Source organism: Streptomyces sp. NPDC089424 (assembly GCF_044749345.1).
In the GTDB taxonomy this organism is placed as follows: domain Bacteria; phylum Actinomycetota; class Actinomycetes; order Streptomycetales; family Streptomycetaceae; genus Streptomyces.
This window is the reverse complement of sequence record NZ_JBIVHU010000002.1, coordinates 804,322-828,488: the sequence shown is the minus strand read 5'-3', so window position 1 is coordinate 828,488 and position 24,167 is coordinate 804,322. Positions and strand designations below refer to the sequence as shown.

Sequence of the window (24,167 nt, the reverse complement as noted above, 5' to 3'; positions counted from 1 at the left end):
GGGGCCCGAGATGGGGAGCCACCGAGAACTCATGTCCCGCGCACGGGACATCGTCACTTGCGGTAGCCGAGGATCGTCATCATGCCGGATTCGGAGTGGTACTGGTTGTGGCAGTGCAGCATCCACAGGCCCGGGTTGTCGGCGTAGAAGTCGATGACGAGCTTGCGGTGCGGCAGCACATGGGCGGTGTCCTTGCGGGCGCCCACCGCGTCGATGCCGGTCATCGCGAACGTGTGACCGTGCAGGTGCACCGGGTGCCACATGTCGGTGGCGTTGATGAGGCTGATGCGGATACGTTCGCCCTCCCGGATCGGGATGCGCTTCTCGATGGAGTAGGGCTCGTGGTCGAAGCCCCAGTCGAAGTTCTCCATGCCGCCGGTCAGCTTGATGCGCATCTCCCGGTCCGGCTCGTCGTCGCTGAGGGCGACGGACTCGTGCGGAACGAGGCGTCTGGCGGGCACCAGCATGCCGTCGAGCTCGTCCGGGTGCGCGGTGGGCGGGGGGAGCGCGCCGTTGCTGGTGCGCAGTACCGCCATCGCCCGCGCGCCCTTGCCCTCGGCGATCGCGACCAGCGGGAACACCCCGTCCCCGGCGGTGATCATCACGTCGTAGCGCTCGGCCATGCCGAGCAGCAGTGCTTCCGTCCTCGTGTGCTCGACCGGGTAGCCGTCCGTGTGGGTCACCGTCATCTCGTGACCGCCGAGCGCCACCCGGAAGGCGGTGTCGCCGCCGGCGTTGATGATGCGCAGCCGGATGCGGTCCCCGGGGCGGGCCTCGTAGACCGAGGGTGCCCCCGGGAGGCGGCCGTTGATGAGGTAGTGCGGATAGTCGACGTTGCCGCCCATGCTCTCAAGGACGCGGCTGTACGAGTCGTGCAGAACGCGGTCGGGTCCGGCGGCCCTGGCGGAGGCCGACTGGCGCGGTCTCTCGGACTTGGCGCTGTTCGGGCCGTGCGCGCCCTCACCCATGTCCATCGGCATGGCCTCGCCGCCCCGCAGCTGACTGAGCACGCGGTCCGGGGTGGACCCGGACACCCCGTCCACCCAGTCGTCCAGGACGATGACCCACTCCTTGTCGTAGGACAGCGGCTCCTTGGGGTCCTCGACGATCAGCGGCGCGTACAGGCCGCGGTCGAGCTGCATGCCGGAGTGCGAGTGCAGCCAGTAGGTGCCGGGGTGGGCCACCGCGAAGCGGTAGGTGAAGTCCTTGCCGGGGTCGATGGAACGTTGCGTCAGACCCGGTACGCCGTCCATGTCGCAGCGCATCCGGATGCCGTGCGAGTGCAGCGTCGTCGCCTCACGCAGATGGTTGGCGAGGGTGAGGTCGAGTACGTCGCCGGCCGTGATCCGGACCTCCTTCCCGGGCAGGGCGTCGCCGTAGGCCCAGGTCCTGACGGTCCGGCCGCCCAGGTCGATGGACGCCTCGGTGGCGGTGAGCTTGTACTTGCGGACGGGACCGGACCCGCGCTTCTTCTCGGCGGCCAGGACTTCGGGATCCGACGGGTTGACGTATCCCTTGGGTCCCTTGGGGATGAAGTTGCCTGCACTGTGCCTGGCGCCCCTGTGGCCGGTGGCCCCGCCTTCGGATGGTTCGCCGGACCCGGAGCAGGCGGCCAGAGTTCCCGATCCGGCGGCCACGATCGAGGCACCGAGCAAGGTGCGCCGCGTAAATTTCTGCATGAATGTATAAGACCTGTTTTGTGCGCTTATATGTGAGATTCGGAGCGGCGCGTCTCACGAATCACGGGCACGGCCCGAGGGGAGCGGCGCCGGTCTCAGGCGTGCGGTGCGCACGGCGACATGATCGACACCGGGCGCGGGCCGCGGTGAACGACGCCGTACTTCTGTTCGGCCGTCAGGTGGCCACTCCGTATACTCCGCCGGAACGCCACCCGTCCGACACCTGGCCAGAGAGTCCGCATACCGCCATGAAGAGCGCCCTTCCTCCGCTGTCGCCCAACTACGCCACCCAAAGGAACCGCGCCTACCAGGAGAGCGTGGAGGTGCACGGGAAGTGGCCGGTCGAGTTCCAGTTCCGCCCGGCCCAGGGCGACCACCCGCACCTCCTCGTCGTGTTCTCGTCCGTGGGCAGCAAGTACGGGTTCGGCAACGCGCTGGAGAGCGTCAAGTGCAACATCCTCCGGATCCGTGACCACTTCGACGGCGCGGCCTCGTACTACGTGGCGAGGAACATGGACTTCACCGTCACGGATTCCATACAGGCCCTCATCGAGGACCACATGCGGCGGCTGCGGGTGACCCGGGACGAGGTGACTCTCCTCGGCGCCTCCAAGGGCGGGAGCGCCGCGCTCTACTACGGACTGAAGTACGACTACAAGAACATCGTGGCCTCGACGCCGCAGTACTTCCTGGGCAGCTACTCGAAGGGCCACGGGCAGCTCGGCGACGCCGTCCTCGGCGAGGGGCAGCCCGACGAGAACGTCGCGACGATGGATGCCGTCATGAAGGACGTCCTGGCGCGAAGGACCGACCTCAAGCGGAACATATACGTGGTCTCGTCCCCCGGCGACTACCAGTACGAGCAGGAGGTCAAGCACTACCTCCCCGCCCTGCGGGAGTACGAGAACTTCAACTTCCTCTTCGTGGAGTCGCCCACGGTGCGGCGGCACGACGAGGTGGTACGGCAGGCGCTGCCGTCGATCCTGAGCATCGTGTACTCCCTGACGGAGGGCGCCGCGCCGCGCTGGGGCGAGGTCCGGATCGGGTCCGACGCGCAGGACCCGGCGGCGGCCGCCGAGCACCTCGCCGGGCTCCGGGCACGTGACACCGTCCTGGCCACCCTCCAGCGTGCCGAGTTCGCGCAGGGGAGTCTGAAGCTGAAGGGGCAGGCCTTCCTGCCGGGCGTGTCGCCGGACGGCCCGGTGGCCGAGACCAAGCGGCTCGTCCTGGAGAAGGACGGCGAGACCTGGACGTACCCGCTGGAGTCGACCAAGGAGATCAGGCTCTACCGGGACTACTTCGACGAGTACTTCTGCGAGTACGCCATGGGCGGTTTCGCCTCGGAGGGCGAGCTGACCTTCAGCGGCCTTCCGCGGGGCACGTACGACGTCTCCGTCTGCGTCACGAGCGAGGGCGAGGGGATCGAACGGCGGACGCGGCTGATCTCCCCGAACGCGGTCGACCGGCGTCAGGCCTGCGGCGACTCGGAGCTGCTCCTCCGGGGCGGCAAGGGCGGCCTGAAGCTGGTCAAGCGGAACATCGTGGGACACGACTCGGCCGGGGTCTGCTTCGCGCCCGGGAAGGTGGAGGAGCGCGACCGGACGATCCACGCGGACGGAGTGCTCTTCCTGCCCGGACGCAACGCCGACCGTGACACGCACGCCTTCTACTGCCTCGTGCTCCAGGGCAAGGGCGAATGCCACTCCTTCCCCCTGGGGGTGCGCAAGAACCCGGACGCCGTACGCCCGCACAAGCTGTCCGGAGACCTCGGCACCTACGACTTCGGCTACTTCACGACGGGAAGCGGGGTCGACGTCTCGGGGGTGCCGGCCGGGAAGTACACCCTGCTGGTGTCGATGAGCGTCGGCGGTGCCCTGTTCACCAAGAAGGCCGGGAAGGTCACCCTGAAGAACCGCTGAGGACGCGGAACCCCGCCGTCGAGACCTGCCGCGAGCCCGCGCGGCCGCCGCGTCTCATCATGAGACTGTTATGGTCGGGACCATGAGACGGACGTCTTTCGATGGCTGGCCCTGCTCGATCGCGCGGACGGTGGACATCCTGGGCGACGGCTGGACGCTGCTCGTCCTGCGGGAGGTCTTCTACGGCGAGTCCCGCTTCGACGGCTTCATCGGGTCGCTGGGCATCGCCCGCAACACCCTCGCCGACCGGTTGCGGCGTCTGGAGGACGCGGGGCTCCTGGAGCGCCGCGTCTACCGGACCGAGCCCGTCCGTCACGAGTACCTGCCGACGGAGAAGGGCCGCGACTTCTTCGGCGTGCTGGCCGCGCTCAACGCCTGGGGCGACCGCTGGCTCGCCGGCGAGGAGGGTGTCCCGGTCGTCATGCGCCACACCGGCTGCGGCCACGACACCGAGGCCCAGGTGGTGTGCTCCTCCTGCGGCGAGCCGCTGCGGCACGCCGACGTGGCCGTGACCACGGGGCCCGGTTACCCGGACCGCCTGCTGAAGCGGCCCGATGTACGGGCCCGCTTCGGCCTCGACCCGCAGGGGTGAGGGGGGCTCACGCCTCGGCGCCGAGCCCGCGGACCAGTTCGATCGCCCTGCCCAGGGTGTCCAGCCGGTCCTGGAGGGTCTCGCCCGCCGGGTACAGGCGGACCGTGTCCACGCCGGCGTCGCGCCATACGCGCAGCCGCTCGCGGACCATCTCCTCGGTGCCGATGAGCGTGGTGGCCAGCACCATCTCGTCGGTCACGAGGGCGGCCGCGCCGTCGCGGTCACCGGCCTGCCAGCGCTCCCGTACCTCCGCCGCCACCTCGGCCCAGCCCTGGCGGCTGTAGGCCCGGTTGTAGAAGTTGGTCGACGCCGAGCCCATGCCGCCCAGGCTGAAGGCGAGTTCCTTCTTGCGGCCGGCGACCAGGGCGCCGAGCGCCTCCTCGTCCGCCGCGAAGGAGACCTCCGCGCCCTGGCACACGTCGATGTCGGCGCGGTCGCGCCCGGCGGCGTCCAGACCCTCCCGGAGAGGTGTGAAGTAGGCGTCCGCCGCGCCCTCGGGGACGAAGCTGGTGCCGAGCCAGCCGTCCGCCACCTGCCCGGTGAGCCTGAGCATGGCCGGTGACAGGGCGGCCAGGTACAGGGGGACCGGATGCTCGGCCCGCACGGAGAGCCGCATGGGCACGGCGTCCCCGCCGGGGAGCGGGATCGCGAACTCCGAGCCCGCGTGGGAGATCTTGCCGCCCGTGATCGCCTGCCGCACGATCTCGACGGTCTCGCGTACGCGCGCCAGGGGGCGGGCGAACGGCACGCCGTGCAGCCCCTCCATCACCTGCGGGCCCGAGGGGCCGAGGCCCAGCAGGAAGCGTCCGCCGGAGAGGTTGGACAGGGTGATCGCCGTCTGTGCGAGGGCGACCGGGGAGCGGGTGCCGACCTGCATGATCCCGGAGCCGAGCAGCATGCGTTCGGTGCGGGCCGCGTAGAAGCCGAGGGCGGAGGGGGCGTCGGATCCCCAGGCCTCGGCCACCCAGCAGATGTCCAGGCCGAGCTTCTCCGCCTCGACGACGAAGTCGGCCTGCCGGGACCAGGTGCCGAAGCCGGACGCCTCGACGGTCGTCGCGGTGCGCATCAGGCCTCCGCCCACTGCTTGATGTGCTCCAGCGTGGCGGTCATGTTGCGCTCGAACTCCCGCATGCGGACGAACACGATCTTCTGCTCCTTGTCCGGCATGGCCTCGATCGCCAGGGACAGCCCCGAGGGGGCCGGTCCCATCTGCACCCACTGCGACACCTCGGTCCCGCCGTCCCTCGGCGTCAGCCGGAACCGCCAGACGGCCGTGGGGTTCTCCGGATCGACCACCGCCCACGCGAACACCTTCGGCCGTTCGCACTCGACGACGGTCGAGACCGTCTCCCACTCCCCGAGTTCCGGATGCGCGCTCCGGCCGAGGAACCGGGCCCCCACGCCCGGCCCGGCGGCTCCGTCGACCCACTGGACCGATTGCAGCTCCGCGCTCGTGCCGGGCATGCGCCCCACGTCCGAGACCAGCTCCCATACCCGCTCAGGCGGCGCGTCGACCCAGGTCGTCACCTCCACCGTCGGCGTGTCCGCATACCGCGCACCCGTCCACTCCATCGTGTCCGCCTCCTCGTCGACAAGGCCGCCGCCAGTAGAGTTGCGTAATAAGACTGACGAGGTCAAGAGTGCGGGGTGAAGGCCAGGGCGGCGCGGTCGTCGTCGTCGGACCGGGCCGACCAGTGCTGGGAGTCGGTGCGCAGGAAGGACACGACCGTCTCGGGGGGCGGCGGGCGTTCGCCGCGGAAGCGCCGGTCGAGGCGTTCCAGCACCGGGTAGAAGGCGCCGTCGGCGTCGCGGGCCTCGCTGACCCCGTCGGTGTACACGACGAGCACGTCCGCGGGACCGAGCGCGTGCACCGTGGTGTCGACCCCCTGCCGTGTCAGTCCGCCCAGGCCCAGCGGCAGCGCGGGCGCGGTGTTCAGGCGCCGGGCGCCCCGGGGCCCGAGCACCAGCGGCGCCGGGTGGCCGCGGTCCACCACGCGGACCTCGCCGCCCTCCGGCGGAAACTCCAGGAGCAGCGCGGTCACGAAGAGCTCGGGGTCGCCGTCGTCGCCGTCACCGGCGGGGCTGTTGCGGGCGATGCTCAGCTCCAGCCGCTCCGCCAGGCTGCTCAGGCTCTGCCATTCGTGGGCCGACACCCGGAAACTGCCCAGCACGGCGGCGACCGTCTGGACCGCGCTCAGTCCCTTGCCGCGCACGTCGCCGATGACGGCCCGCACCCCGAAGGGCGTCTCGCACACGTCGTACAGATCCCCGCCCACGATCGTGCCGCCCTCGCCGGCCTCGTAGAACCCGGCGGCCCGCAGATGGCCGAGCCGGCGCGGTACCGGGCGCAGCAGGGTGCGCTGCATGGCCTCGGCGACGGAGTGGGCGCGGATCAGGTGCTGCCGGGTCCGCTCCCGCTGCCAGGACAGCGCGACGCTGGCGACGCCGATGAGTAACGTCGCGACGTAGACGGCGATGTGGTGCTGCTCGTCGAAGTGGCCGGGGCGGCGCCAGGCCATCCACATCTCCAGACCCAAGCACACCAGAGTCGACAGTGCGGTGCCCCGGGGCCCGCGCGTCGCCGCGGCCAGCGGGGGGACGGCGATGAGTATGAAGCTCACCGGTTCGCGCCCGTGGACGAGGAACTCGGCGCCCACGTCGAGCACCACCGCGATCAGCGGCAGCCACCACACCCACCCCCGGCGCGGCGACGGCGGCCGCAGCGCGGCGCGAAGACTCCGGCTGGTCACCGCGCCCGCCCTACCGTCCGTCCCCGCCGGAGCGGGACACGAACCCGGGGATGCCGGCGGTCGTCGTACGGCGTTCGGCCTGGCGGACCGCCTCCGGCAGGCTGTTCTCGATGCGTCCGAGCTGAGCGGTGAGGCTGCGGAGCCAGACGTCCAGGTCGACCAGCGCGGGCATCGGCGTCGGGTCGGGCTGGGCGGGTGTCGGCCGCGAGGAGGAGGGCCCGCTGTCGGCCGGCCCCTGGTGTGGTCGCCGCGCCGCACCTGTCGGCCGGGCGACGTCGAGCGGTGAGGCCACCCGCCCCGGCTCCGCCAGGGACGGCTCGTCCCGTTCGCCCTGGGACAGGTCACCCGCGCACAGCGCGGCGAGCCGGTCGGTGGTGCTCGCCAGTGCGCACGCGCCGGCCCGCGCGTGGTCGGCGGCATCGCCCGGCATGGCCTTGACGGGCAGGTCGACGCGCGGCAGCCACTGGGCGCCGAGCAGGATGTGGTTGGCGGCGATGAGCACGGCGTGCCAGTCGGTGTGGGCGTGCCTGCTGCTCCCCGGCTCGCTCCGGTACTGGGCGTAGGCCGACTCGGCGAGGCGCAGCCGGTGCAGGGTGGGGAGCGTCGACGGAGCGGGGGCCGAGCCCGGTGGCGCGGCGGCCAGTGTCGCGACGGTGCCTTTGATCAGCGGGCCGCATTCCCGCAGCAGCCCGGCCATGGTCCGCAGCACCTCCCGGCGGGCGCCGGACGGCCAGGCGAGCATGGCGCACAGCAGTCCGATGGCGCTGCCGGTCACGACGTCCACGATCCGGGCCGCGGCGATGTGCCAGGTGGCGGGGGCGATCTGGGCGAACGCGGTGGCCACCACGAGGGTGAACAGCCCCTGGGCCCAGGCGATGCCGAGCAGCGGCCCGAGCGCGAAGGCGATCAGCATGCCCGGCGCCAGCAGCGCGGCGTACGCCTCGGTGTGCCGGCCGAGGCCGATGAGCAGCGCGCCCGCCGCCACGGCACCGACGAGGTTGCCCGCGACGGCCTTGCGGATGGCGACCCAGGTCTCCCCGACGGTGGTGCGGCTCAGCGTCAGCACCGCCAGCAGCACCCAGAACCCGTGCGTCAGGTCGAGCGAACCGGCGACGAGCCGTGCGGCGGCGAGCGCCACGGCGATCCGCAGGGCGTTCTGGAACTGCACCGAGTGCAGCGTCATGTTGCCGAGGATCCGGCGCGACCAGAGACAGGGAGCGGAGGCCCGGGTGTACCAGAACAGCTCCCGTGGCTCGATGGGCGGCGTGCGCCGCCCGTCGAGCGCGACCCGGACGGAGATCTCCAGGACCCGGACGGACTCGGCGATCGCCAGCAGTGCCGCCTGCCGGCGCAGCACCGGCACCGGCGGAACCCGGGGGGCCGCCCCGGTCACCTGCCGGATCCGTAGCTGCTGGAATCCGTCGATCGCCGCGTCCATGCGCTGGGAGCCGGGGGCGGCCCGGCCCGTCCGCAGGGCCGCGGCCGTCTCGTGGCACAGGGTCGCCACCTGAGGCAGCAGCGACCCGGACGCCACGTCGCAACTGCCCGCGCCGTCGGTGCCCCCGTCCGCTTCCTCGTCCCGCTCCGGGGCCGCGCCGGTGCCGTCCCGGACCAGCGCGCGCAGTTCCCCGGACTCGGCCAGATGGGCGAGCTGTTCGAGCAGCCGGCGCGTGGCGGAGCCCGCCTGGGACAGACCACGCGCGGCGCGGTCCGGTCCGGCGGGGCGTTCCGCGGGCGGGGTGTCGGACAGCCGCAGCCGCGCCCCGGCGTCCCGCAGTTCGAGGGGTGACAGGCGGCTGCGTCCCGAGATCGTGTCGCCGGCCGTCGAGAGCGCCTGCGCGACGGTCTCCCGGTAGGTAGGTCCGGCGGGCTGCGGCAGCAGGAACCGCTCGCACAGCGCCAGCACCACCACGCCGTAGGTGAGTCCGCCCAGCCGCAGCCACAGGGTCTCGGGTTCGTACGGCGGGAAGCAGGCCAGGATGTAGAAGAGCTGGAGGCCGGGCGCCGCCCCGGCCGGCCGGGGGCCCGCGATCGCGGCGAAGGCGAGCAGGAAGCCGACGACGAGCATGCCCACCACCGCCGACCAGGTCTGCACCGCCAGCCCGGTCCCGAGGGTCACCAGCACCAGGCCCACGGGCAGCGCCTTGAGCATGACCTCGGCCCGTTGCCGCCCGGACCCGGGGATCGAGGACAGCAGACCGAGGGAGATCGGTCCGAACAGCGCGTACAGCGCCACGACCGGTTCGTCGAGCCCGTACAGGAACGGATAGAAGCCCGCGGAGGCGGACAGCGACACCCGCAGCGACCGGCGCAGGATCTCCGTCCGCCGCGCTCCGCCCGTCACGGCGGGCACCCCTCGACACACGTGACGCGGGACAAGGCGGTCGCGACCGCGGTGAATGCCTCACTGCGCGCGGCCGGGGAAGCCTCAGCGCGCATCAGCACGCTCCTCTCGGGCGGCGCCGCGGTGTCACGGGCGGGCGGACAGGCGACCCGCTCCCCATTGTCGGCCGCTCCCGAACGGACCGCAGCCCGGCGGAGGCGCGCCGTTCGGGCCGTTCCCGCCCGTGTGCGGTTACCGTCGGTGACATGGACGGCGTTCGCCAAGGGTGGCGTGAGTGCGCGCTCGCGGGCGCGGTGTTCGCGGTGTGCATGGCCGGCACCACGCTGCCGACCCCGCTGTACCCCCTCTACCAGGAGAAGTTCGGGTTCTCCGAATTCACGGTGACCGTCGTCTACGCCGTGTACGCCTTCGGGGTCATCGGCGTGCTGCTGCTGGCGGGCAACGCGTCCGACGCCGTGGGGCGGCGCGCCGTGACGCTGTGGGGTCTGGGATTCGCGGCGGCGAGCGCGGTGTGCTTCCTGTGCGCGACGGAACTGGGCTGGCTGTACGCGGGGCGGCTGATGTCAGGGGTGTCCGCGGGGCTGTTCACCGGGGCCGCCACGGCGTACGTGATGGAGCTGGCACCGCGCGGCGGTGCCTCGCGGGCCACCTTCGTCGCGACGGCCGCCAACATGGGCGGGCTGGGCTGCGGCCCGCTGCTCGCCGGGGTGCTGGCGGAGTACGCCGCCTGGCCCCTCCAGCTGCCCTTCGTCGTGCACCTCGCGCTGGTGGCCGTCTCGGTGGTGGTCCTGCTGCGCCTGCCGGAGACCGTGCGGGAACGGAAGCCGCTGAGGACCGTACGGCCCCAGGGGGCCGCTCTGCCCGCGCAGGTGCGGGCGGTGTTCGGGCCCGCGGCGATCGCCTCGTTCGTGGGGTTCGCGCTGTTCGGGGTCTTCACGGCGGTCAGCCCCGCGTTCCTCGCCGAGTCCCTGGACATGCAGAACCACGCCGTCAGCGGGCTCGTCGTCGCGCTGGCCTTCTTCGCCTCCACGGGCGGCCAGCTGTGCGTCGGACGGATCGGGGTGCGGCGTTCGCTGCCGCTGGGCTGCGCCGGGCTCCTCGTCGGCCTCGCGCTGCTCGCCGGCGCGCTGTACTGGGACCAGCTGGCGCTGGTGGTGCTGAGCGCGCTCGTCGGCGGAGGCGGCCAGGGGATGACGTTCCGCGCGGCGCTGGCCGCGGTCGCCCACGCCTCGCCGGCGGACCGGCGCGCGGCGGTGATCTCGACGCTGTTCGTGGTGGCCTACGCGGGTATCTCGGTGCCGGTGATCGGGGTGGGGGCGCTGACGGGACCGATCGGCCTGGAGGGCGCGGGGCTGGTGTTCATCGGCTGCATGACCGTGCTCGTCGTGTCGGCCGCCGCCTATCTGCTGCGGCGGCCGGTCCCCGAGGAGGCGTGAGCGCCCTACGCCCTCCTTCCGCCTACTGGCCCACCCGCCCGTCGACGCACTCGCGCAGCAGATCCGCGTGCCCGCAGTGGCGGGCGTACTCCTCGATGCGGTGGACCCACAGCTCACGGACGGAGGTACCGTCCTTGCCCACCCGCGCGCCGAGGTCGGTGTAGCCGAGCAGCGCCTCGTCGGTGGCCGCCTGTTCGCGGGCGAGGTCGGCGAACGCGCCGTCGACCACCGCCTGTTCCGCGACGGCGCCCTCGAAGTCGCGGTCGCGGGCGCCGTACAGCTTCGGTTCGGGGTCCTCCGGGCGGATCCAGTTGCGCCAGTCCCGCTCCACCTCGGCGAGGTGACGGACCAGTCCCAGCAAGGACATGGTCGACGGCGGGACCGAGCGGCGCGCCAGGTCCCGCGGACCCAGCCCGTCGCACTTCATCCGCAGGGTCATGCGATAGCCGGCCAGGAAATCCCGCAGCGTCGGCAACTCGCCGTCCGGGCTCGCTCCCTCGCTGTTGCGGGGATCCTCGTCGGGATCCACCCACATGTCGGCGTAGACGGTGGCCTGGGTCCATCGCTCCGGCTTGTCGCTCATCGGGCCCACGATGCTGAGCCGCGGCCCGGCGCGCAAACGATTATTCAGGTGCGCCGAGTGCGTCCCGCGCCGCGGCGAACAGCCGGGCACAGCGCCGCGTCATGGCATCCACGGACTCCTCGGGATGGTTGATCCACCAGCGGACGAGGGCCGTGGCCATGCCCTGCCAGGCGTGGCTCAGGGCATCCGCGTCCAGTGGGTCGAAGGAGTCGGCCGCCAGCAGGACGTCGGCGGTACCCCGTGCCGCGCACGCGTCGACGTCGGCCCGGTAGCGGCGCGCCCGGCCGGCGGCCTCGCTGCCGGCCGGGAGCGAGGTGTCGTGGAGCAGGAACCAGGCCTCCCGCTGCCCCTCCAGCGCGGTGAACAGGCCGCGCAGGACCCGTAGCGGTGCGGGCGGCCCCCACCCGTCGCGCCCGTCCCCGGCGGCCTCGGCCGAGTCCTGCATGGCGGCGCGGACGGCCGCCAGGATCCGGTCGCCGACCGGGACCAGGCACGCGAGGTACAGGTCGTGCTTCGCGCCGAAGTACTGGTGCAGCAGCGTCTTGGTGACCCCGACGCGGGCCGCGACCGTCGCGAGCGAGGTGCCCTCGTAGCCGCGGCGGCCGAACTCCTCCGTGGCCGCGGCGAGGATCTGCTGCTCGCGCCTGGCACGCGGGACGCCTTTGGTGCCGGCCCGGGGTGAGGGGGTTGCCATGGAGAGAATTTACCACTAGGTAATTTACCTACAGGTAAGTTCGAGGTGAGCTCGACGAAGGAGCCGGCACATGTCCGCCGAGACCGTGGCCCGCACGTCCCGCGACCGTTCGTGGTGGGGATGGGGGTGGGCCGACGCCCAACCGGACGACGCCGAATGCGTCGCGCTGGGCGCCCTCGTGCCCGGCACCCTGGCCCGGCCGCTGCCCCTGCCCGAGGTGGCCGACCTGCACATCGGCAGGCCCGCCGCCGAGGCACCGCGCAGTCTCGGCCACCTGGTGACGTACGACCCCGAGGAGCGCGCCTCGCACGCCATGGGAAAGGCCTACCGCGACGTCGCGCGCGCCCTGCGGGGCCGGCCGGGCCGCATTCCCGACCTGGTCGCCCGTCCGGCCCGTGACCAGGACGTGGCCGACCTGCTGGAGTGGGCAGGTGAGCGGCGCGTGGCGGTCGTTCCCTACGGCGGCGGCTCCTCGGTCGTCGGTGGCGTGGAGTACCGCGGCGACGCGCATCGTGCGGTGCTGTCCCTGGACCTGACCGCCATGGACCGCGTCCTGGAGATCGACGACGACAGCCGCGCCGCCCGCATCCAGGCCGGCGTGCTGGGCCCCGCGCTGGAGGACCGACTCCGCCCGCACGGCCTCACGTTGCGTCACTTCCCGCAGAGCTTCGAGTTCTCCACCCTCGGCGGCTGGCTGGCCACCCGGGCCGGCGGGCACTACGCGACCGGCCGGACCCACATCGACGACTTCACCCAGTCCCTCCACGTGGTCACCCCCGCCGGTACCAGCACCTCCTGGCGGCTTCCCGCATCCGGTGCGGGCCCCTCGCCGGACCGTCTCTTCCTCGGGTCCGAGGGCACCCTGGGTGTCATCACCGAGGCGTGGATGCGGGTGCAGGAACGCCCCCGGCACAAGGCGTCCGCCTCGGTGTCCTTCACCGACTTCCAGGCCGCGCTCCTCGCGGTGCGCGCCCTGGCCCGGTCCGACCTCGCGCCCGCCAACTGCCGGCTGCTCGACGCCGGCGAGGCCGCTCTCTCCGGCGCCTCCCGGGACGGCCACGCCGTGCTCGTCCTCGGTTTCGAGTCCTCGACCGGCCCCGTGGCCGATCGCCTCTCCCAGGCACTGGAACTGGCCCGCGCCCACGGCGGCCGGGCCGACGCGGACGGCCAGGACCGGGGCGGGCCCGCCGACGGAGCGGTCGGCGCCTGGCGTTCCGCCTTCCTGCGGATGCCCTACCTGCGGGACGGGCTCGCGCGGATGGGCGCCGTCACCGAGACCTTCGAGACGGCCACCACCTGGGACCGGCTGCCCGCCCTGATCGACGCCGTCCGCACGGAGGTCGGCGCCGCCGCGCACAAGGCGACGGGGCACCCGGCGATCGTCAACTGCCGCCTCACGCACGTCTATCCCGACGGCGCCGCCCCCTACTTCACGGTGATCTCCGGGGGACGGCCCGGCGACGAGGTGGCCGTCTGGGACGACCTGAAGGCGGTCGCGGGGGAGGTTCTCCACCGCCACCGGGCCACCGTCACCCACCACCACGCCGTCGGCCGCGACCACCGCCCCCACTACGACCTCCAGCGCCCCGAGCCCTTCGCCCGGGCCCTGCGCGCCGTGAAGCGCACCCTGGACCCCGGCGGAATCCTCAACCCCGGCGTGCTCCTGGACGGTTGACCGTGCCGGCGGCCCTCGCGTGCCGGTCAGGTCCCGGCTCGTTCGCGGTGCCGCCCTTCGCCGGAAGGCACCCGGCGGGACATGTTGCTACGCTCGGAATGGCCTGATCGAGCGGTTGGCGCCTCGCCGTGGAAGCCCCCGGCACAGCGCTCGGCGAAGGGCGGCCGCGCCGCTCCGGCCCGGCGCGCGACGGCGGTCCTGCGGGCGCGGTCGCCGTACCGCGTAGCAACTCGCCGCGACCGGTGCGGTGCTGCGCCTCGGCCTGGAGAAGCAGGCCGGCGCCCCGGCGGGAGACGAGCCCGTGCTCACCCTGGAAGGTGATGACCGGATGGATCTCAAGTTGGAAGTGGTCGTCCTCCCCGTGTCCGACGTCGACCGTGCCAAGGCCTTCTACGAGGGACTGGGCTTCCGCCTGGACGTCGACTACGAGGGCGACGAGGGCTTTCGCGTGGTGCATCTGACGCCGCCGGGATCGCAGTGCTCGGTCCTCTTCGGCAACGGGGTGTCGAACGCGGCGCCGGGCTCGGCCGAGGGGCTGCACCTGATCGTCGACGACATCGAGGCCGCCCGCGCCGAACTCCTCGCACGCGGAGCCGACATGAGCGAGGTGTTCCACGACGCCGGCGGCGTCTTCCACCACGCGGGGGAGGAGGGGCGTGTCGGCGGCCCCGAGCCGGAGCGCGCGAGCTACGGCTCGTTCGCCTCGTTCAGCGACCCGGACGGCAACGGCTGGGTGCTCCAGGAGGTCACGACCCGGCTTCCCGGACGCTGACCCGGCGGGCGCCGCCCCGTGACCGGACCCGCGAACACGCGGCACACAGACGCAGGAGCAGCAGTGGACGACACCTCCCGCACCTACGACGTCGTCGTCATCGGCGCCGGCCCCGTCGGTGAGAACGTGGCCGACAGGACCAAGGCGGCCGGGCTCAGCACCGTGATCGTGGAGAGCGAGCTGCTCGGCGGCGAATGCTCCTACTGGGCGTGCGAACCCAGCAAGGCGCTGCTCCGGCCGGTTCTGGCGCGTGCGGACGCGCGCCGAGTGCCCGGGTTGAAGAAGGTGGTGGCGGGGCCGCTGGACGTTCCGGCGGTCCTCGCGCACCGCGACGACATCGTCTTCCACTGGCAGGACGACGACCAGGTCGCCTGGCTCGACTCGGTCGCCGTCGACATCGTGCGGGGCCACGGCCGTCTCGACGGCCCCCGCCAGGTCGTGGTGACCACCCCCGACGGCGGCACGGTGAGCCTGACCGCACGCCATGCGGTCGCGGTCTGCACCGGCACCCACGCCGCGCTGCCGGACCTCCCCGGCCTGGCCGAGGCACGGGTGTGGACCAGTCGCGACGCCACCAGCGCCGCCGCCGTGCCGGGGCGTCTCGTCGTGGTCGGCGGTGGCGTGGTGGCCGTCGAGATGGCCACCGCCTGGCGCGCGCTGGGTGCCGAGGTGACCCAGCTCGTCCGGGGCCAGGTCCTGCTCCCGGGCAGGGAGCCCTTCGCCGGGGAGCTGGTCGCGGAGGGACTGCGCGAGGCGGGCGTGGACGTGCGCTTCGGAGCCTCCGTCACATCCGTCACGCGGGAGGGCGGACCCGACGGCGAGGCCCGCGTCACCCTGGCGGACGGCGAGCAACTCGTCACCGACGAGATCCTGTTCGCGATCGGCCGGGCACCCCGCACCGACGACCTCGGCCTGGAGACCGTCGGCCTCACCCCCGGAGACTGGCTGGCGGTCGACGACACCTGCCGGGTGGGTGCCGTCGAGGACGGCTGGCTCTACGCCGTCGGCGACGTCAACCACCGGGCGCTGCTGACGCACCAGGGCAAGTACCAGGCGAGGATCGCGGGCGCCGTGATCGGAGCCCGCGTGCACGGCGAACCGCTCGACGAGGAACGGTGGGGCGCCCACGTCACGACCGCCGACACCGAGGCCGTACCGCAGGTGGTCTTCTCCGACCCCGAGGTCGCGCACGTGGGCCTCACCGCGCGGGCCGCGGAGAGCGCCGGACGCCGGGTCCGGGTGGTGGACAACGACTTCCTGAGCGTGGCCGGCGCCGTCCAGTACGCGGAGGGCTACCGCGGCAAGGCCCGCATGGTGGTCGACCTCGACCGCGGCACCGTCGTCGGCGTCACCTTCGTGGGACCGGGTGTCGCCGAACTGCTCCAGTCCGCGACCGTCGCCGTCGTCGGCGAGGTACCGGTGGCCCGCCTGTGGCACGCCGTTCCGCCCTTCCCGACGATCAGCGAGGTGTGGTTGCGCCTGCTGGAGGCGTACCGCGGGTAGGGCGGGCGGCGGCTCGGCGGGCCACGGCGGGGGGGATCAGCCCCGGACGGGGTAACGGCTGGTGATCGCGACGCGGTTGAAGGCGTTCATGACCGTCGCCAGCCACGCCACCGCGGAGATCTGCTCCGCGCCGAGGACGTCCGCGGCGGCGTCGTAGTCCTCGTCGCTCACGTGGCCGTCGGACACGCCCGTGATCGCCTCGGTCAGCCGCAGCGCCGCGCGGTCGACGTCGGAGAACAACCCGGTCTCAGCCCACGCGGGGAGCACGGCGATCCGGTCGGGGTTCTCGCCCTTCTTCAGGGCGTCACGCGTGTGCATCCGCAGGCAGAAGGCGCAGCCGTTGATCTGGGAGGCGCGGATCTTCAGCAGCTCGACCAGGAGCGGGTCGAGGCCCGCCGCCGTGGTCGCGCTCTCCGCCTCCGCCGACAGGGCGAGGAGGGCCTGGTAGGCGGCGGGGTGCTGCTTGCCGATGTTGACGCGCTGGGTCTCGGTCATGATTCCTTCGCTTCACCGATGTGGCCCGCACCACGGTGGGCACCGCGGCCGGGGTTCTCACCAGGGAGACGAGCCGGCCCCGCCGGGTGTGACGGGCGGAGCGAGGAGAACTTCCCCGGGTTGAGCACCCTGCGGTACACCGTGATCAGACCGTCCGTGATCTCTGCCGTGTCGACGCAGTGGACGCGTCCGCGCCGGTGCAGGACGAGCGCCGGCTCGCCGCCGACCTCGACGACGTCGATGCGATCCGGGCGCCACTGACGCACCAGGCGCACCATGACCCCGGCGATCCGCTCGCCGCCGTGGAGCGGTTTGCGGGCCGCGAAGACCTCGCCCCCGCCGTCGGTGACGAAGACGGCGTCCGGATGCAGGAGCCGGACCAGACCCGCGAGGTCACCCGCCTCGTAGGCGGCACGGAACGCCGCCAGCACCCGCTCACGTTCCGCCCTGGGCGCCTGCGGTACGGACTCCTTCGCCTTGGCCACCCGCCGGCGCGCCCGCGAGGCCAGCTGCCGGGCGGCGGGCGCGGAGACGTCGAGCACCTCCGCGATGCGGGCGAACGCGACCCCGAAGACGTCGTGCAGGACGAACGAGACCCGCTCGGGCGGGCTCAGTTCCTCCATGATCAGAAGCATCGCCGAGCCGACCGACTCGTCGACGAGGACGGGTTCGGCCGCGTCCGGCCCCGTCAGCAGCGGTTCCGGCAGCCAGGGCCCGACGTAGGTCTCCCGGCGCAGGCGCGCGCTCTTGAGGATGTCGTACGACCGCCGGGCGCTCACCGTCACCAGCCAGGCCCGCAGGTCGTTCACCTCGCGGAGGTCCGCGCCGGCCGCCCGCAGCCAGACGTCCTGGGTCACGTCCTCGGCATCGGCCACGCTGCCCAGGAGCCGGTAGGCCACGCCGAAGACCGCCGGGCGGTGCGTCTCCCACTCGGCTCCGAGCAGATCCTCCTGCCGCCACCGCTCGGGCGCGTGCCCGTCGCCCATGTGCATCGCTTCCCTCTCGACCCGCGCTTCCAGCTTAGCCGTCCTGGTCCGGGCGCCTTCCGACGGCCAGGCTCCCCGACGGCCCGGTGGCAAGGGGTCGTTCAGTCGGTGGCGCCGCCGGCGTGGAGGGTGAAGACCTGGTCGAGGCCCACGATGGTCAGCACCCGCAGCGTGTTGGCGGGGACGGCGGTCAGGACCACGTCGGCCCCCGCGGCGAGGGCGTGCTGACGGGCGGCGAGGAAGGCGGTGATGCCGCTGGAGTCGCAGAAGGTCAGCCCGGCCAGGTCGATGACCAGGCGCTGGCCGGGTCGCAGGGCCAGCGACTCGACCCGTTGGCGCAGGTCCGCGGCGTGGGCGTGGTCGAGGTCGCCGGCGACCGCTATGACGGGACCGGTGGACGTGGTGCGTTCGGTGATGTTCAGAGGGTTCATCGATCGTGACTCGTTGCCGTTCGGGGACGCGGACGGGCGGCGGGAACGCCGAGGGCGAGCAGGGCGGTGTCGTCGTCGAGGCCGTCGCCGAAGCTGTCGAGCAGCCCGGTCAGCGCGGTGACGACCTCCTGAGGACCGGCGGGGGCGTGGGCGGCGACGAAGGCGTGCAGGGCCTCCTCGCCGTACAGGCTGTCACGGCCGGGTCCGGTACGCGCCTCGGTCAGGCCGTCGGTGTACAGCAGCAGGGTGTCGCCCGGTCCGAGCGTGGTCGAGGCCGTGGCGAAAGGCGCGGCCGGCAGGACGCCGACGAGCAGACCACCGGGGGTGGCGAGGTACTCGACCTCCCCGGTGGACCGCAGGACCAGGGCAGGGGGATGGCCGCCCGAGGCGACGCGCACCTGGGGACGCCCGGGGTCGGCCCCGGTGTCGACGACGCCGAAGACGGCGGTGCAGTACCGGGGGTCGCCGCCGGCCGTGTACCGCTCGTGCAGCACCGCGTTCAGTGTGGCCAGCGCGGCCTCCGGCGCCGCGTCGTGCAGAGCGGCGGCACGCAGCGTGTAGCGGGTCAGGGACGTCAGGGCAGCGGCTTCGGGGCCCTTGCCGCACACGTCTCCGAGGAAGAACCCCCAGCGGGCGCCGTCGAGGGGGAACAGGTCGTAGAAGTCGCCGCCGAGCTGGTCGGCGGAGGCGGTGTGGTAGTGGACGGCCGTCTCCATGCCGGGTACGGCCGGCAACGAGGCCGGGAGCAACGACTGTTGCAGCACGGCGAGCGCGTCGGCCAGCCGCGCCCGGTCGGCCTCGGCCCGCCGGTGCGCCGCCTCCGCCTCCGCGCGCGCCTGCTCGGCCTCGGCGCGGGCCTGTTCGGCCTGCCGCTTGCGGCGCAGGAGTTCGGCCTCGTAGGCGCGGCGGTCGGTGGCGTCGAAGACGGTGGTGCGGATCAGCAGCGGCTCCCCTTCGCCGCTGTGCTTGATCACGGACGACACCAGCACCGGCAGCCGGCCGCCCCCGGCGACATTCATCTCCAGGGCGATACCGGTGATCTCCCCTCGCATCCGGAGCAGGGGCGCGAAGTGCGTCTCGTGGTAGAGCCTGCCCCCGACCGTGAGCAGATCGGTGAAGCGCAGCCGGCCCACCACCGCCTCGCGTTCCAGGCCCAGCCAGCCGAGCAACCGGGCGTTGATCCTGGCGACGGTGCCGTCCATCAGCGTCGAGAGATACCCGCACGGAGCGGACTCGTAGAGCTCTTCGGCGCTGTCCTCCATCAGCGAGGTGAAGACCGCGCTGATGTCCGTCTCGTCCCCGGTTCCGGACGGATCGGGGTCCTGGGCGGGTGGGCGCATCACAGGGACTTGAGGAAGTCGAGGATCGCGTCCGCCGTGGGCCCCGGCGCGCTCAGCTGGGGACAGTGCCCGGTCGCGTCGAGAGTCACCAGGCTGGAGGAGGGGATCGCCGCGTGCACGTAAGCGCCCACCTCGCGCGGGGCGATGACGTCCTCGGCGCACTCCAGCACCAGCGTCGGCACGCGCACGCCCGCCAGGTCCTCGCGGCTGTCGGACAGGAACGTGGTCCGTGCGAAGACCCGGGCGATGTCCGGGTCGGTCGCGCAGAAGCTCTCTGTGAGCTCCTGGCCGAGCTCGGGCCGCTCGGGGTTGCCCATGATGACCGGGGCCATCGCCGAGGACCAGCCGAGATAGTTCGACTCCAGCGACTCCAGCAGCTCGTCGATGTCCTCGGCGGCGAACCCGCCGCGGTAGCCGTCGTCGTCGATGTACCGGGGCGAGGGCGCCACCATCACCAGCGCCCCGATCCGCTCCGGCGCCGCCCTTGCGGCCAGCACGCCGACCATGGCGCTGACCGAGTGCCCGACGAGGACCGCCCGCCGAAGGTCCAGCGCGTCACAGACGTCCACGACGTCCTGGGCGTAGCCCTGGAGGGAGGCGTAGCGCTCCTGCGTCCAGGCGGACCGGTCGGAGCCCCCTGAGCCGACGTAGTCGAAGAGGACCACCCGGTGGTGCTCGGCCAGGGCGGGCACCACGAGGCGCCACATGTTCTGGTCGCAGCCGAACCCGTGCGCCAGCACCACGACCGGGCCGTCGGGACGCCCGGTCACCACGACGTTGTTCCTGCTGCGGATGTCCATACCGATCATCCTGCCATCCGCTCGGGACCGGCCCGGACGGCGGTCACGACAAGGGGTGACCGCGGCCCACGACGGTGACGCGCGGGGCCCGGCGAGGGGCGCGTGGGGGCGCGCGAGGGGCGTGCGGGTGCCGTCGCGGAGATGCTGCGGTACGCGATGTGCGGGAGAATCGAGTGCGCGCAGATCGCGGGAATGGGGGCGCGCCATGCCGATCATCTCACCCGGATTCCACGGTCGAGCGCGCGATGCGCGGCACAAACTGCCGCCAGGACAGTACGAGACCGAAGGCTTCCCCGTGCTGTCGGCGGGACCGACCCCCGCGGTGGACCTCGACGCGTGGGAGTTCACCATCCGCACAGAGACCGGCGCACGGCACAGCTGGAACTGGGCACAACTGCTGGCGTTGCCCAGCCAGACGCCGACCGTCGACATCCACTGCGTCACCAAGTGGTCCAAGTTCGACACGCGATGGCAGGGAGTCTCCCTGGACCTGCTGCTGGAGGACGTGGAGACGGGCGCCGACTACGCGCTCGTGCACTCCTACGGCGACTACACCACCAACTTGCCCCTGGAGGACCTCCTCGACGGGCAGGCGTGGATCGCGTACCGCTTCGACGGCTACGAACTCCCGGCGGAGCACGGCGGCCCCGCCCGGCTGCTGGTTCCGCACCTGTACTTCTGGAAGTCCGCCAAGTGGGTGCGCGGCATCCAGCTGCTCGACGAGGAGGAGCGCGGCTTCTGGGAGAGCGTCGGCTACCACAACTATGGGGACCCATGGCGGGAGCAGCGGTATCAAGGCGACTAGGTGACCGGCTGCGCTGGAAGACGGCCCGTCTGACCGATCGGCGCGCCGAGTCCGAGGTGGCCCACACACTCGTCCTCGACGTGCCGGACTGGCCGGGCCACCTGGCCGGGCAGCACATCGACCTGCGCCTCACGGCACAGGACGGCTACAGCACCCAGCGCAGCTACTCACTGGCGTCCGCGACCGACGGGGAGAGTGTCGAGCTGACCGTCCAGCGTGTCGAGGACGGGGAGGTCTCGCCGTATCTGACGGAGGTCCTCGCCGTGGGCGATCCGGTGGAGCTGCGCGGTCCGATCGGCGGCTGGTTCGTGTGGCGGCCCGAGCAGCCGGAGCCGGTCCTGCTCGTCGGCGGCGGCTCCGGACTGGTGCCGCTGATGGCGATGATCCGCACCCGCCGCGCCGTCGGCAGCCGTACGCCCTTCCGGTTGGTGTACTCCGTGCGCAGCCCCGAGTACCGGCTGTTCGTACCGGAGTTGAGGCAGGACGACCCGGGCCTCGACAAGACGTATCTCTACACCCGCTCCACCCCACCGGACTGGCCGCGGCCCCTCGGCCACGTCACCGCCACGGACCTGTCCACCGCGGGATGGCCACCGGACTTCGAACCCACCTGCTACGTCTGCGGCTCCACCGGCTTCGTGGAGCGGGCCGCCGGTCTGCTGGTGGCACTCGGCCACCATCCGGGCCGCATCCGCACGGAGCGGTTCGGACCCAGCGGCTAGGCCCTGCCCGGATCGGGCCGCGGCGAGCAGGCGGGCCGACGTACCCCAGTCACGACCCGAGGGAGCTGAATTCCCATGACCCAGATGCCCGGCTTCCTGGACGGCAACGCCGCCGCGGGGGATCTGCAGACCCTGTTCGGGACCGACATGACCATGGCCTCCGGACGCTGCCGCGGCTGCGGCGAGCAGATGCTGCTCGCCCAGACGCACGCCTACCTGGACGGCCCCGGGACCGTGCTGCGCTGTCCCGGCTGCGAGGGCGTCCTGATGCGCCTCGTCCGCACGCCCTCCGAGACCTGGCTCGACGCCGGCGGACTGGCGCATCTCAGGATCCCGACACCCGCGTGAGGCTGACCTCATGGCAGACAACACCGACCGCCTGCAAGAGCTCGCCTCGCGCGTGCGCACCCCCGACGTCGTCGACGCCATGGGGCGGATGCACCGTCACCGGTGCCACATCGACGACCTGGTGAGTCCGACGCCGGGCCGCGTCCTTCTGGGACCCGCGCTGACGATGTCGTACTTCCCCTCGTGCGAGAAGGCACTTCCGGCGGAGCACTACACCTTCACCCGTCTCTTCTCCGAAGCCGTCGAGGGTGGCGCCGAGGGGCGGGTGCTGGTCCTGGCCGGCAACGGGCATCCCGACGTGTCCCTCGGAGGGGGATCGAAGCTTTCGCTCGTGGCCGCGCACGGTCTGGCCGGAGTGCTGGCAGATGGCCGGCTGCGGGACTTCGTCGAACTCGCGACCCACGACTTCGCGGTCTACTGCCGGGGACAGACCGCCAAATGGGGCGGCGACGTGGTGACGCCGTACGAGACCGACCGGCCTGTCGTCGTGGCCGGCGTGGCGGTCCGCCCGGGCGACTGGGTGTTCGCGGACGTCTCCGGCGCGGTCGTCGTCCCCGCCGCACAGGTCGTCGAGGTGTTCGAGGAAGCCGGCCGCATCGCCCGGACCGAGGAGGCCTTCGTCGACGACGTCGACCCCGACGCCCCCGCCCGCCCCTGACCGCCGCCCACGGTCATGGGTCCGTACGGCGGCCCCCCGGCGGGCGTGGGAACGCGCGCGGGGCGCGGCACCTAGGGGGAAGATCGAGCCATGGTGACCAGCAATCTCGTACTCATCGCCCACACCGGTGGCGTCGGCCGTGCGGTCCTGGAGAATCTGCGTGCCCAGGGCGTGCCGGTGCGCGCCATGGTGCGGCGTGACGACGAGCGCGCGGACGAGCTGCGCGCGCTCGGCGCGGAGATCGTCGTGGGGGATCTGACCCGGCCCGAGAAGGTCGCGCGCGCTCTGGAGGGCGTCGCGCGGATGTACTTCGCGATGCCGGTGTCGCCGGACCATCTGCTGGCGGCGACCGTCGTGGCCAGCGTGGCCCGCGAGTACGGGCAGCTGGACGGGCTGGTCGGCATGTCGCAGATGACGGTGTCGCAGATGACCGCCACCAGCACCGCCGAGTCGCATCAGCAGCGGCTGCACTGGCTGGCCGAGCAGGTGCTCGACTGGTCGGGCCTGCCGGTCGTGCACGTCCGGCCGACGGCCTTTTTGGACAACCCGCTCTTCACCGCGCTGCCGGCCCTGTCGATCCGCGAGAACGGCACCATCGCGCTGCCCTTCGGCACCGGCCGCACCTCCCCGGTCGCGGTGGCCGACGTGGCCCGGGTCGTCTCCACCGTGCTGCGCGAGCCCGCCGCGCACATCGGCCACGTCTACGAACTGACCGGCCCCCGAGCCATGGACATGACCGCGATGGCGGAGGAGTTCTCCCGGGCCCTCGGGCGTCCGGTGTCGTACGTGGACATGCCGCCGGACCAATGGCGGGCCGAGGTGCTCGCCAAGGTGGGCCTGCCCCCGCACACCGAGGAGCACATCCTCACCATGGCCCGGCTGCACCGCGAGAACCGCTACGACCGTGCCACCCGCGACGTCGAAGGCGTCACCGGCATCCCGGCCCAGTCGGTCGAGGTGTTCGTCGCCGCGCGCCGGGACTTCTACACGGGGTAGCGCGCCGGGAACGGCCGGTACGGGACCGGGTGCCCGCGCGGTCGGCCCGTCCCGCGGCGAACGGCAGGACAGGGCCGCCCGGGCACCGCCGGTCCGTCAGTCCTTGGCGCGGGCGGGGAGCCGCCAGCCCGGACGTACGAAGTGGCAGGTGTATCCCTCGGGATAGCGCTCCAGGTAGTCCTGGTGCTCGGGCTCGGCCTCCCAGAAGGGGCCGACCGGTTCCACCTCGGTCACGACCTTGCCCGGCCACAGCCCGGAGGCGTCGACGTCGGCGATGGTGTCCTCCGCCGTCGCCTTCTGCTCCGCGTCCACGTAGTAGATCGCCGAGCGGTAGCTGAGGCCGATGTCGTTGCCCTGGCGGTTCTTCGTCGTGGGGTCGTGTATCTGGAAGAAGAACTCCAGGAGCGCGCGGTAGTCGGTCTGCTCGGGGTCGTAGGTGATCTCGATCGCCTCGGCGTGCGTGCCGTGGTTGCGGTACGTGGCGTCGGGCACGTCTCCGCCGGTGTAGCCGACGCGGGTCGACAGCACCCCGGGAAGCCGCCGGATCAGGTCCTGCATGCCCCAGAAGCACCCTCCTGCGAGAACGGCTCTCTGTGCCTGTCCAGTCATCTCGGTCCTCCGCGTGATGTCGTCGCTGCT

The 24,167-nt window shown here is 72.5% G+C and carries 24 protein-coding genes; 11 read left to right on the top strand and 13 right to left on the bottom strand.

The window, feature by feature from the left end; genetic code table 11:
• Positions 1–53: 53 nt before the first annotated feature.
• On the bottom strand, positions 54–1,679 hold the full coding sequence (locus ACIP2X_RS11345; protein WP_401670555.1) for a multicopper oxidase family protein: 1,626 nt from the start codon (positions 1,677–1,679) through the stop codon (positions 54–56).
• A gap of 248 nt (positions 1,680–1,927) precedes the next feature.
• Between ACIP2X_RS11345 and ACIP2X_RS11340 the strand changes: the two genes are divergently transcribed.
• A complete protein-coding gene (locus tag ACIP2X_RS11340; protein WP_401670552.1) occupies positions 1,928–3,598 on the top strand; it encodes a hypothetical protein in 1,671 nt (556 codons plus the stop codon).
• 82 nt (positions 3,599–3,680) lie between these two features.
• Positions 3,681–4,190, top strand: a complete 510-nt coding sequence (locus tag ACIP2X_RS11335) for a winged helix-turn-helix transcriptional regulator (RefSeq protein WP_401670550.1) — start codon at positions 3,681–3,683, stop codon at positions 4,188–4,190.
• Positions 4,191–4,197: 7 nt separating this feature from the next.
• Here the strand turns inward: ACIP2X_RS11335 and ACIP2X_RS11330 are convergent, their stop codons facing one another.
• From ACIP2X_RS11330 to ACIP2X_RS11315, 4 genes are all read right to left on the bottom strand, one after another.
• Positions 4,198–5,256, bottom strand: coding sequence for an LLM class flavin-dependent oxidoreductase (locus ACIP2X_RS11330; protein ID WP_401670547.1), 1,059 nt, complete (start codon positions 5,254–5,256; stop codon positions 4,198–4,200).
• The gene (locus tag ACIP2X_RS11325; RefSeq protein WP_401670545.1) at positions 5,256–5,762 is read right to left on the bottom strand and encodes an SRPBCC family protein; all 507 of its coding nucleotides are present in this window, start codon (positions 5,760–5,762) and stop codon (positions 5,256–5,258) included. Before ACIP2X_RS11325 ends, ACIP2X_RS11330 begins: the two co-directional genes overlap by 1 nt.
• 62 nt (positions 5,763–5,824) lie before the next feature.
• A complete protein-coding gene (locus tag ACIP2X_RS11320; RefSeq protein ID WP_401670542.1) occupies positions 5,825–6,940 on the bottom strand; it encodes a PP2C family protein-serine/threonine phosphatase in 1,116 nt (371 codons plus the stop codon).
• 10 nt (positions 6,941–6,950) lie between these two features.
• Entirely contained in the window at positions 6,951–9,284 is a 2,334-nt protein-coding gene (locus ACIP2X_RS11315; RefSeq protein ID WP_401670540.1) for an FUSC family protein, read from the bottom strand.
• 245 nt (positions 9,285–9,529) lie between these two features.
• Here ACIP2X_RS11315 and ACIP2X_RS11310 point away from each other — a divergent pair, with 245 nt between their 5' ends.
• Positions 9,530–10,720 (top strand): MFS transporter, encoded by a 1,191-nt coding sequence (locus ACIP2X_RS11310; protein WP_401670537.1) that lies wholly within the window; start codon positions 9,530–9,532, stop codon positions 10,718–10,720.
• Positions 10,721–10,742: 22 nt separating this feature from the next.
• Here ACIP2X_RS11310 and ACIP2X_RS11305 read toward each other — a convergent pair whose 3' ends face one another.
• Together ACIP2X_RS11305 and ACIP2X_RS11300 are read right to left on the bottom strand one after the other, a co-directional pair.
• Positions 10,743–11,303, bottom strand: a complete 561-nt coding sequence (locus tag ACIP2X_RS11305; protein ID WP_401670533.1) for a DinB family protein — start codon at positions 11,301–11,303, stop codon at positions 10,743–10,745.
• A 40-nt stretch (positions 11,304–11,343) separates the two neighbouring features.
• A complete protein-coding gene (locus tag ACIP2X_RS11300; RefSeq protein ID WP_401670530.1) occupies positions 11,344–11,997 on the bottom strand; it encodes a TetR/AcrR family transcriptional regulator in 654 nt (217 codons plus the stop codon).
• A gap of 70 nt (positions 11,998–12,067) precedes the next feature.
• Here ACIP2X_RS11300 and ACIP2X_RS11295 point away from each other — a divergent pair, with 70 nt between their 5' ends.
• The 3 genes from ACIP2X_RS11295 to ACIP2X_RS11285 all read left to right on the top strand — a co-directional run bounded on the left by ACIP2X_RS11295 (position 12,068) and on the right by ACIP2X_RS11285 (position 15,947).
• Complete coding sequence (locus tag ACIP2X_RS11295) at positions 12,068–13,672, top strand: FAD-binding oxidoreductase (protein WP_401670527.1); 1,605 nt, start codon at positions 12,068–12,070, stop codon at positions 13,670–13,672.
• Positions 13,673–14,000: 328 nt separating this feature from the next.
• Positions 14,001–14,444, top strand: coding sequence for a VOC family protein (locus tag ACIP2X_RS11290; RefSeq protein WP_401670525.1), 444 nt, complete (start codon positions 14,001–14,003; stop codon positions 14,442–14,444).
• 63 nt (positions 14,445–14,507) lie between these two features.
• Complete coding sequence (locus tag ACIP2X_RS11285; RefSeq protein WP_401670522.1) at positions 14,508–15,947, top strand: dihydrolipoyl dehydrogenase family protein; 1,440 nt, start codon at positions 14,508–14,510, stop codon at positions 15,945–15,947.
• Between the two features lie 36 nt (positions 15,948–15,983).
• Here the strand turns inward: ACIP2X_RS11285 and ACIP2X_RS11280 are convergent, their stop codons facing one another.
• The 5 genes from ACIP2X_RS11280 to ACIP2X_RS11260 all read right to left on the bottom strand — a co-directional run bounded on the left by ACIP2X_RS11280 (position 15,984) and on the right by ACIP2X_RS11260 (position 19,999).
• Positions 15,984–16,442 (bottom strand): carboxymuconolactone decarboxylase family protein, encoded by a 459-nt coding sequence (locus ACIP2X_RS11280; RefSeq protein WP_401670520.1) that lies wholly within the window; start codon positions 16,440–16,442, stop codon positions 15,984–15,986.
• Positions 16,439–17,428 carry an RNA polymerase sigma factor SigJ gene (gene sigJ / locus ACIP2X_RS11275; protein ID WP_401670517.1) on the bottom strand — a complete coding sequence of 330 codons (990 nt, stop codon included), beginning with the start codon at positions 17,426–17,428 and terminating at the stop codon, positions 16,439–16,441. Before sigJ ends, ACIP2X_RS11280 begins: the two co-directional genes overlap by 4 nt.
• Before the next feature lie 101 nt (positions 17,429–17,529).
• Complete coding sequence (locus ACIP2X_RS11270; protein ID WP_401670514.1) at positions 17,530–17,859, bottom strand: STAS domain-containing protein; 330 nt, start codon at positions 17,857–17,859, stop codon at positions 17,530–17,532.
• Positions 17,856–19,199 carry a PP2C family protein-serine/threonine phosphatase gene (locus ACIP2X_RS11265; RefSeq protein WP_401670511.1) on the bottom strand — a complete coding sequence of 448 codons (1,344 nt, stop codon included), beginning with the start codon at positions 19,197–19,199 and terminating at the stop codon, positions 17,856–17,858. Before ACIP2X_RS11265 ends, ACIP2X_RS11270 begins: the two co-directional genes overlap by 4 nt.
• Positions 19,199–19,999, bottom strand: a complete 801-nt coding sequence (locus ACIP2X_RS11260) for an alpha/beta fold hydrolase (protein WP_401670509.1) — start codon at positions 19,997–19,999, stop codon at positions 19,199–19,201. The genes ACIP2X_RS11265 and ACIP2X_RS11260 overlap by 1 nt, the downstream gene beginning before the upstream one ends.
• A gap of 205 nt (positions 20,000–20,204) precedes the next feature.
• Here ACIP2X_RS11260 and ACIP2X_RS11255 point away from each other — a divergent pair, with 205 nt between their 5' ends.
• From ACIP2X_RS11255 to ACIP2X_RS11235, 5 genes are all read left to right on the top strand, one after another.
• A complete protein-coding gene (locus tag ACIP2X_RS11255; protein ID WP_401670507.1) occupies positions 20,205–20,804 on the top strand; it encodes a sulfite oxidase-like oxidoreductase in 600 nt (199 codons plus the stop codon).
• Positions 20,774–21,526 (top strand): ferredoxin reductase, encoded by a 753-nt coding sequence (locus ACIP2X_RS11250; protein ID WP_401670504.1) that lies wholly within the window; start codon positions 20,774–20,776, stop codon positions 21,524–21,526. The genes ACIP2X_RS11255 and ACIP2X_RS11250 overlap by 31 nt, the downstream gene beginning before the upstream one ends.
• Before the next feature lie 75 nt (positions 21,527–21,601).
• Entirely contained in the window at positions 21,602–21,874 is a 273-nt protein-coding gene (locus ACIP2X_RS11245; RefSeq protein ID WP_401670502.1) for a DUF6510 family protein, read from the top strand.
• 10 nt (positions 21,875–21,884) lie between these two features.
• Positions 21,885–22,532, top strand: coding sequence for an RraA family protein (locus ACIP2X_RS11240; RefSeq protein WP_401670499.1), 648 nt, complete (start codon positions 21,885–21,887; stop codon positions 22,530–22,532).
• A 90-nt stretch (positions 22,533–22,622) separates the two neighbouring features.
• Positions 22,623–23,528 carry an NAD(P)H-binding protein gene (locus tag ACIP2X_RS11235; protein WP_401670497.1) on the top strand — a complete coding sequence of 302 codons (906 nt, stop codon included), beginning with the start codon at positions 22,623–22,625 and terminating at the stop codon, positions 23,526–23,528.
• Between the two features lie 96 nt (positions 23,529–23,624).
• On the opposite strand, the gene msrA is transcribed toward ACIP2X_RS11235, so the two are convergent.
• On the bottom strand, positions 23,625–24,137 hold the full coding sequence (gene msrA, locus ACIP2X_RS11230; protein WP_401670494.1) for a peptide-methionine (S)-S-oxide reductase MsrA: 513 nt from the start codon (positions 24,135–24,137) through the stop codon (positions 23,625–23,627).
• Positions 24,138–24,167 lie beyond the last annotated feature (30 nt).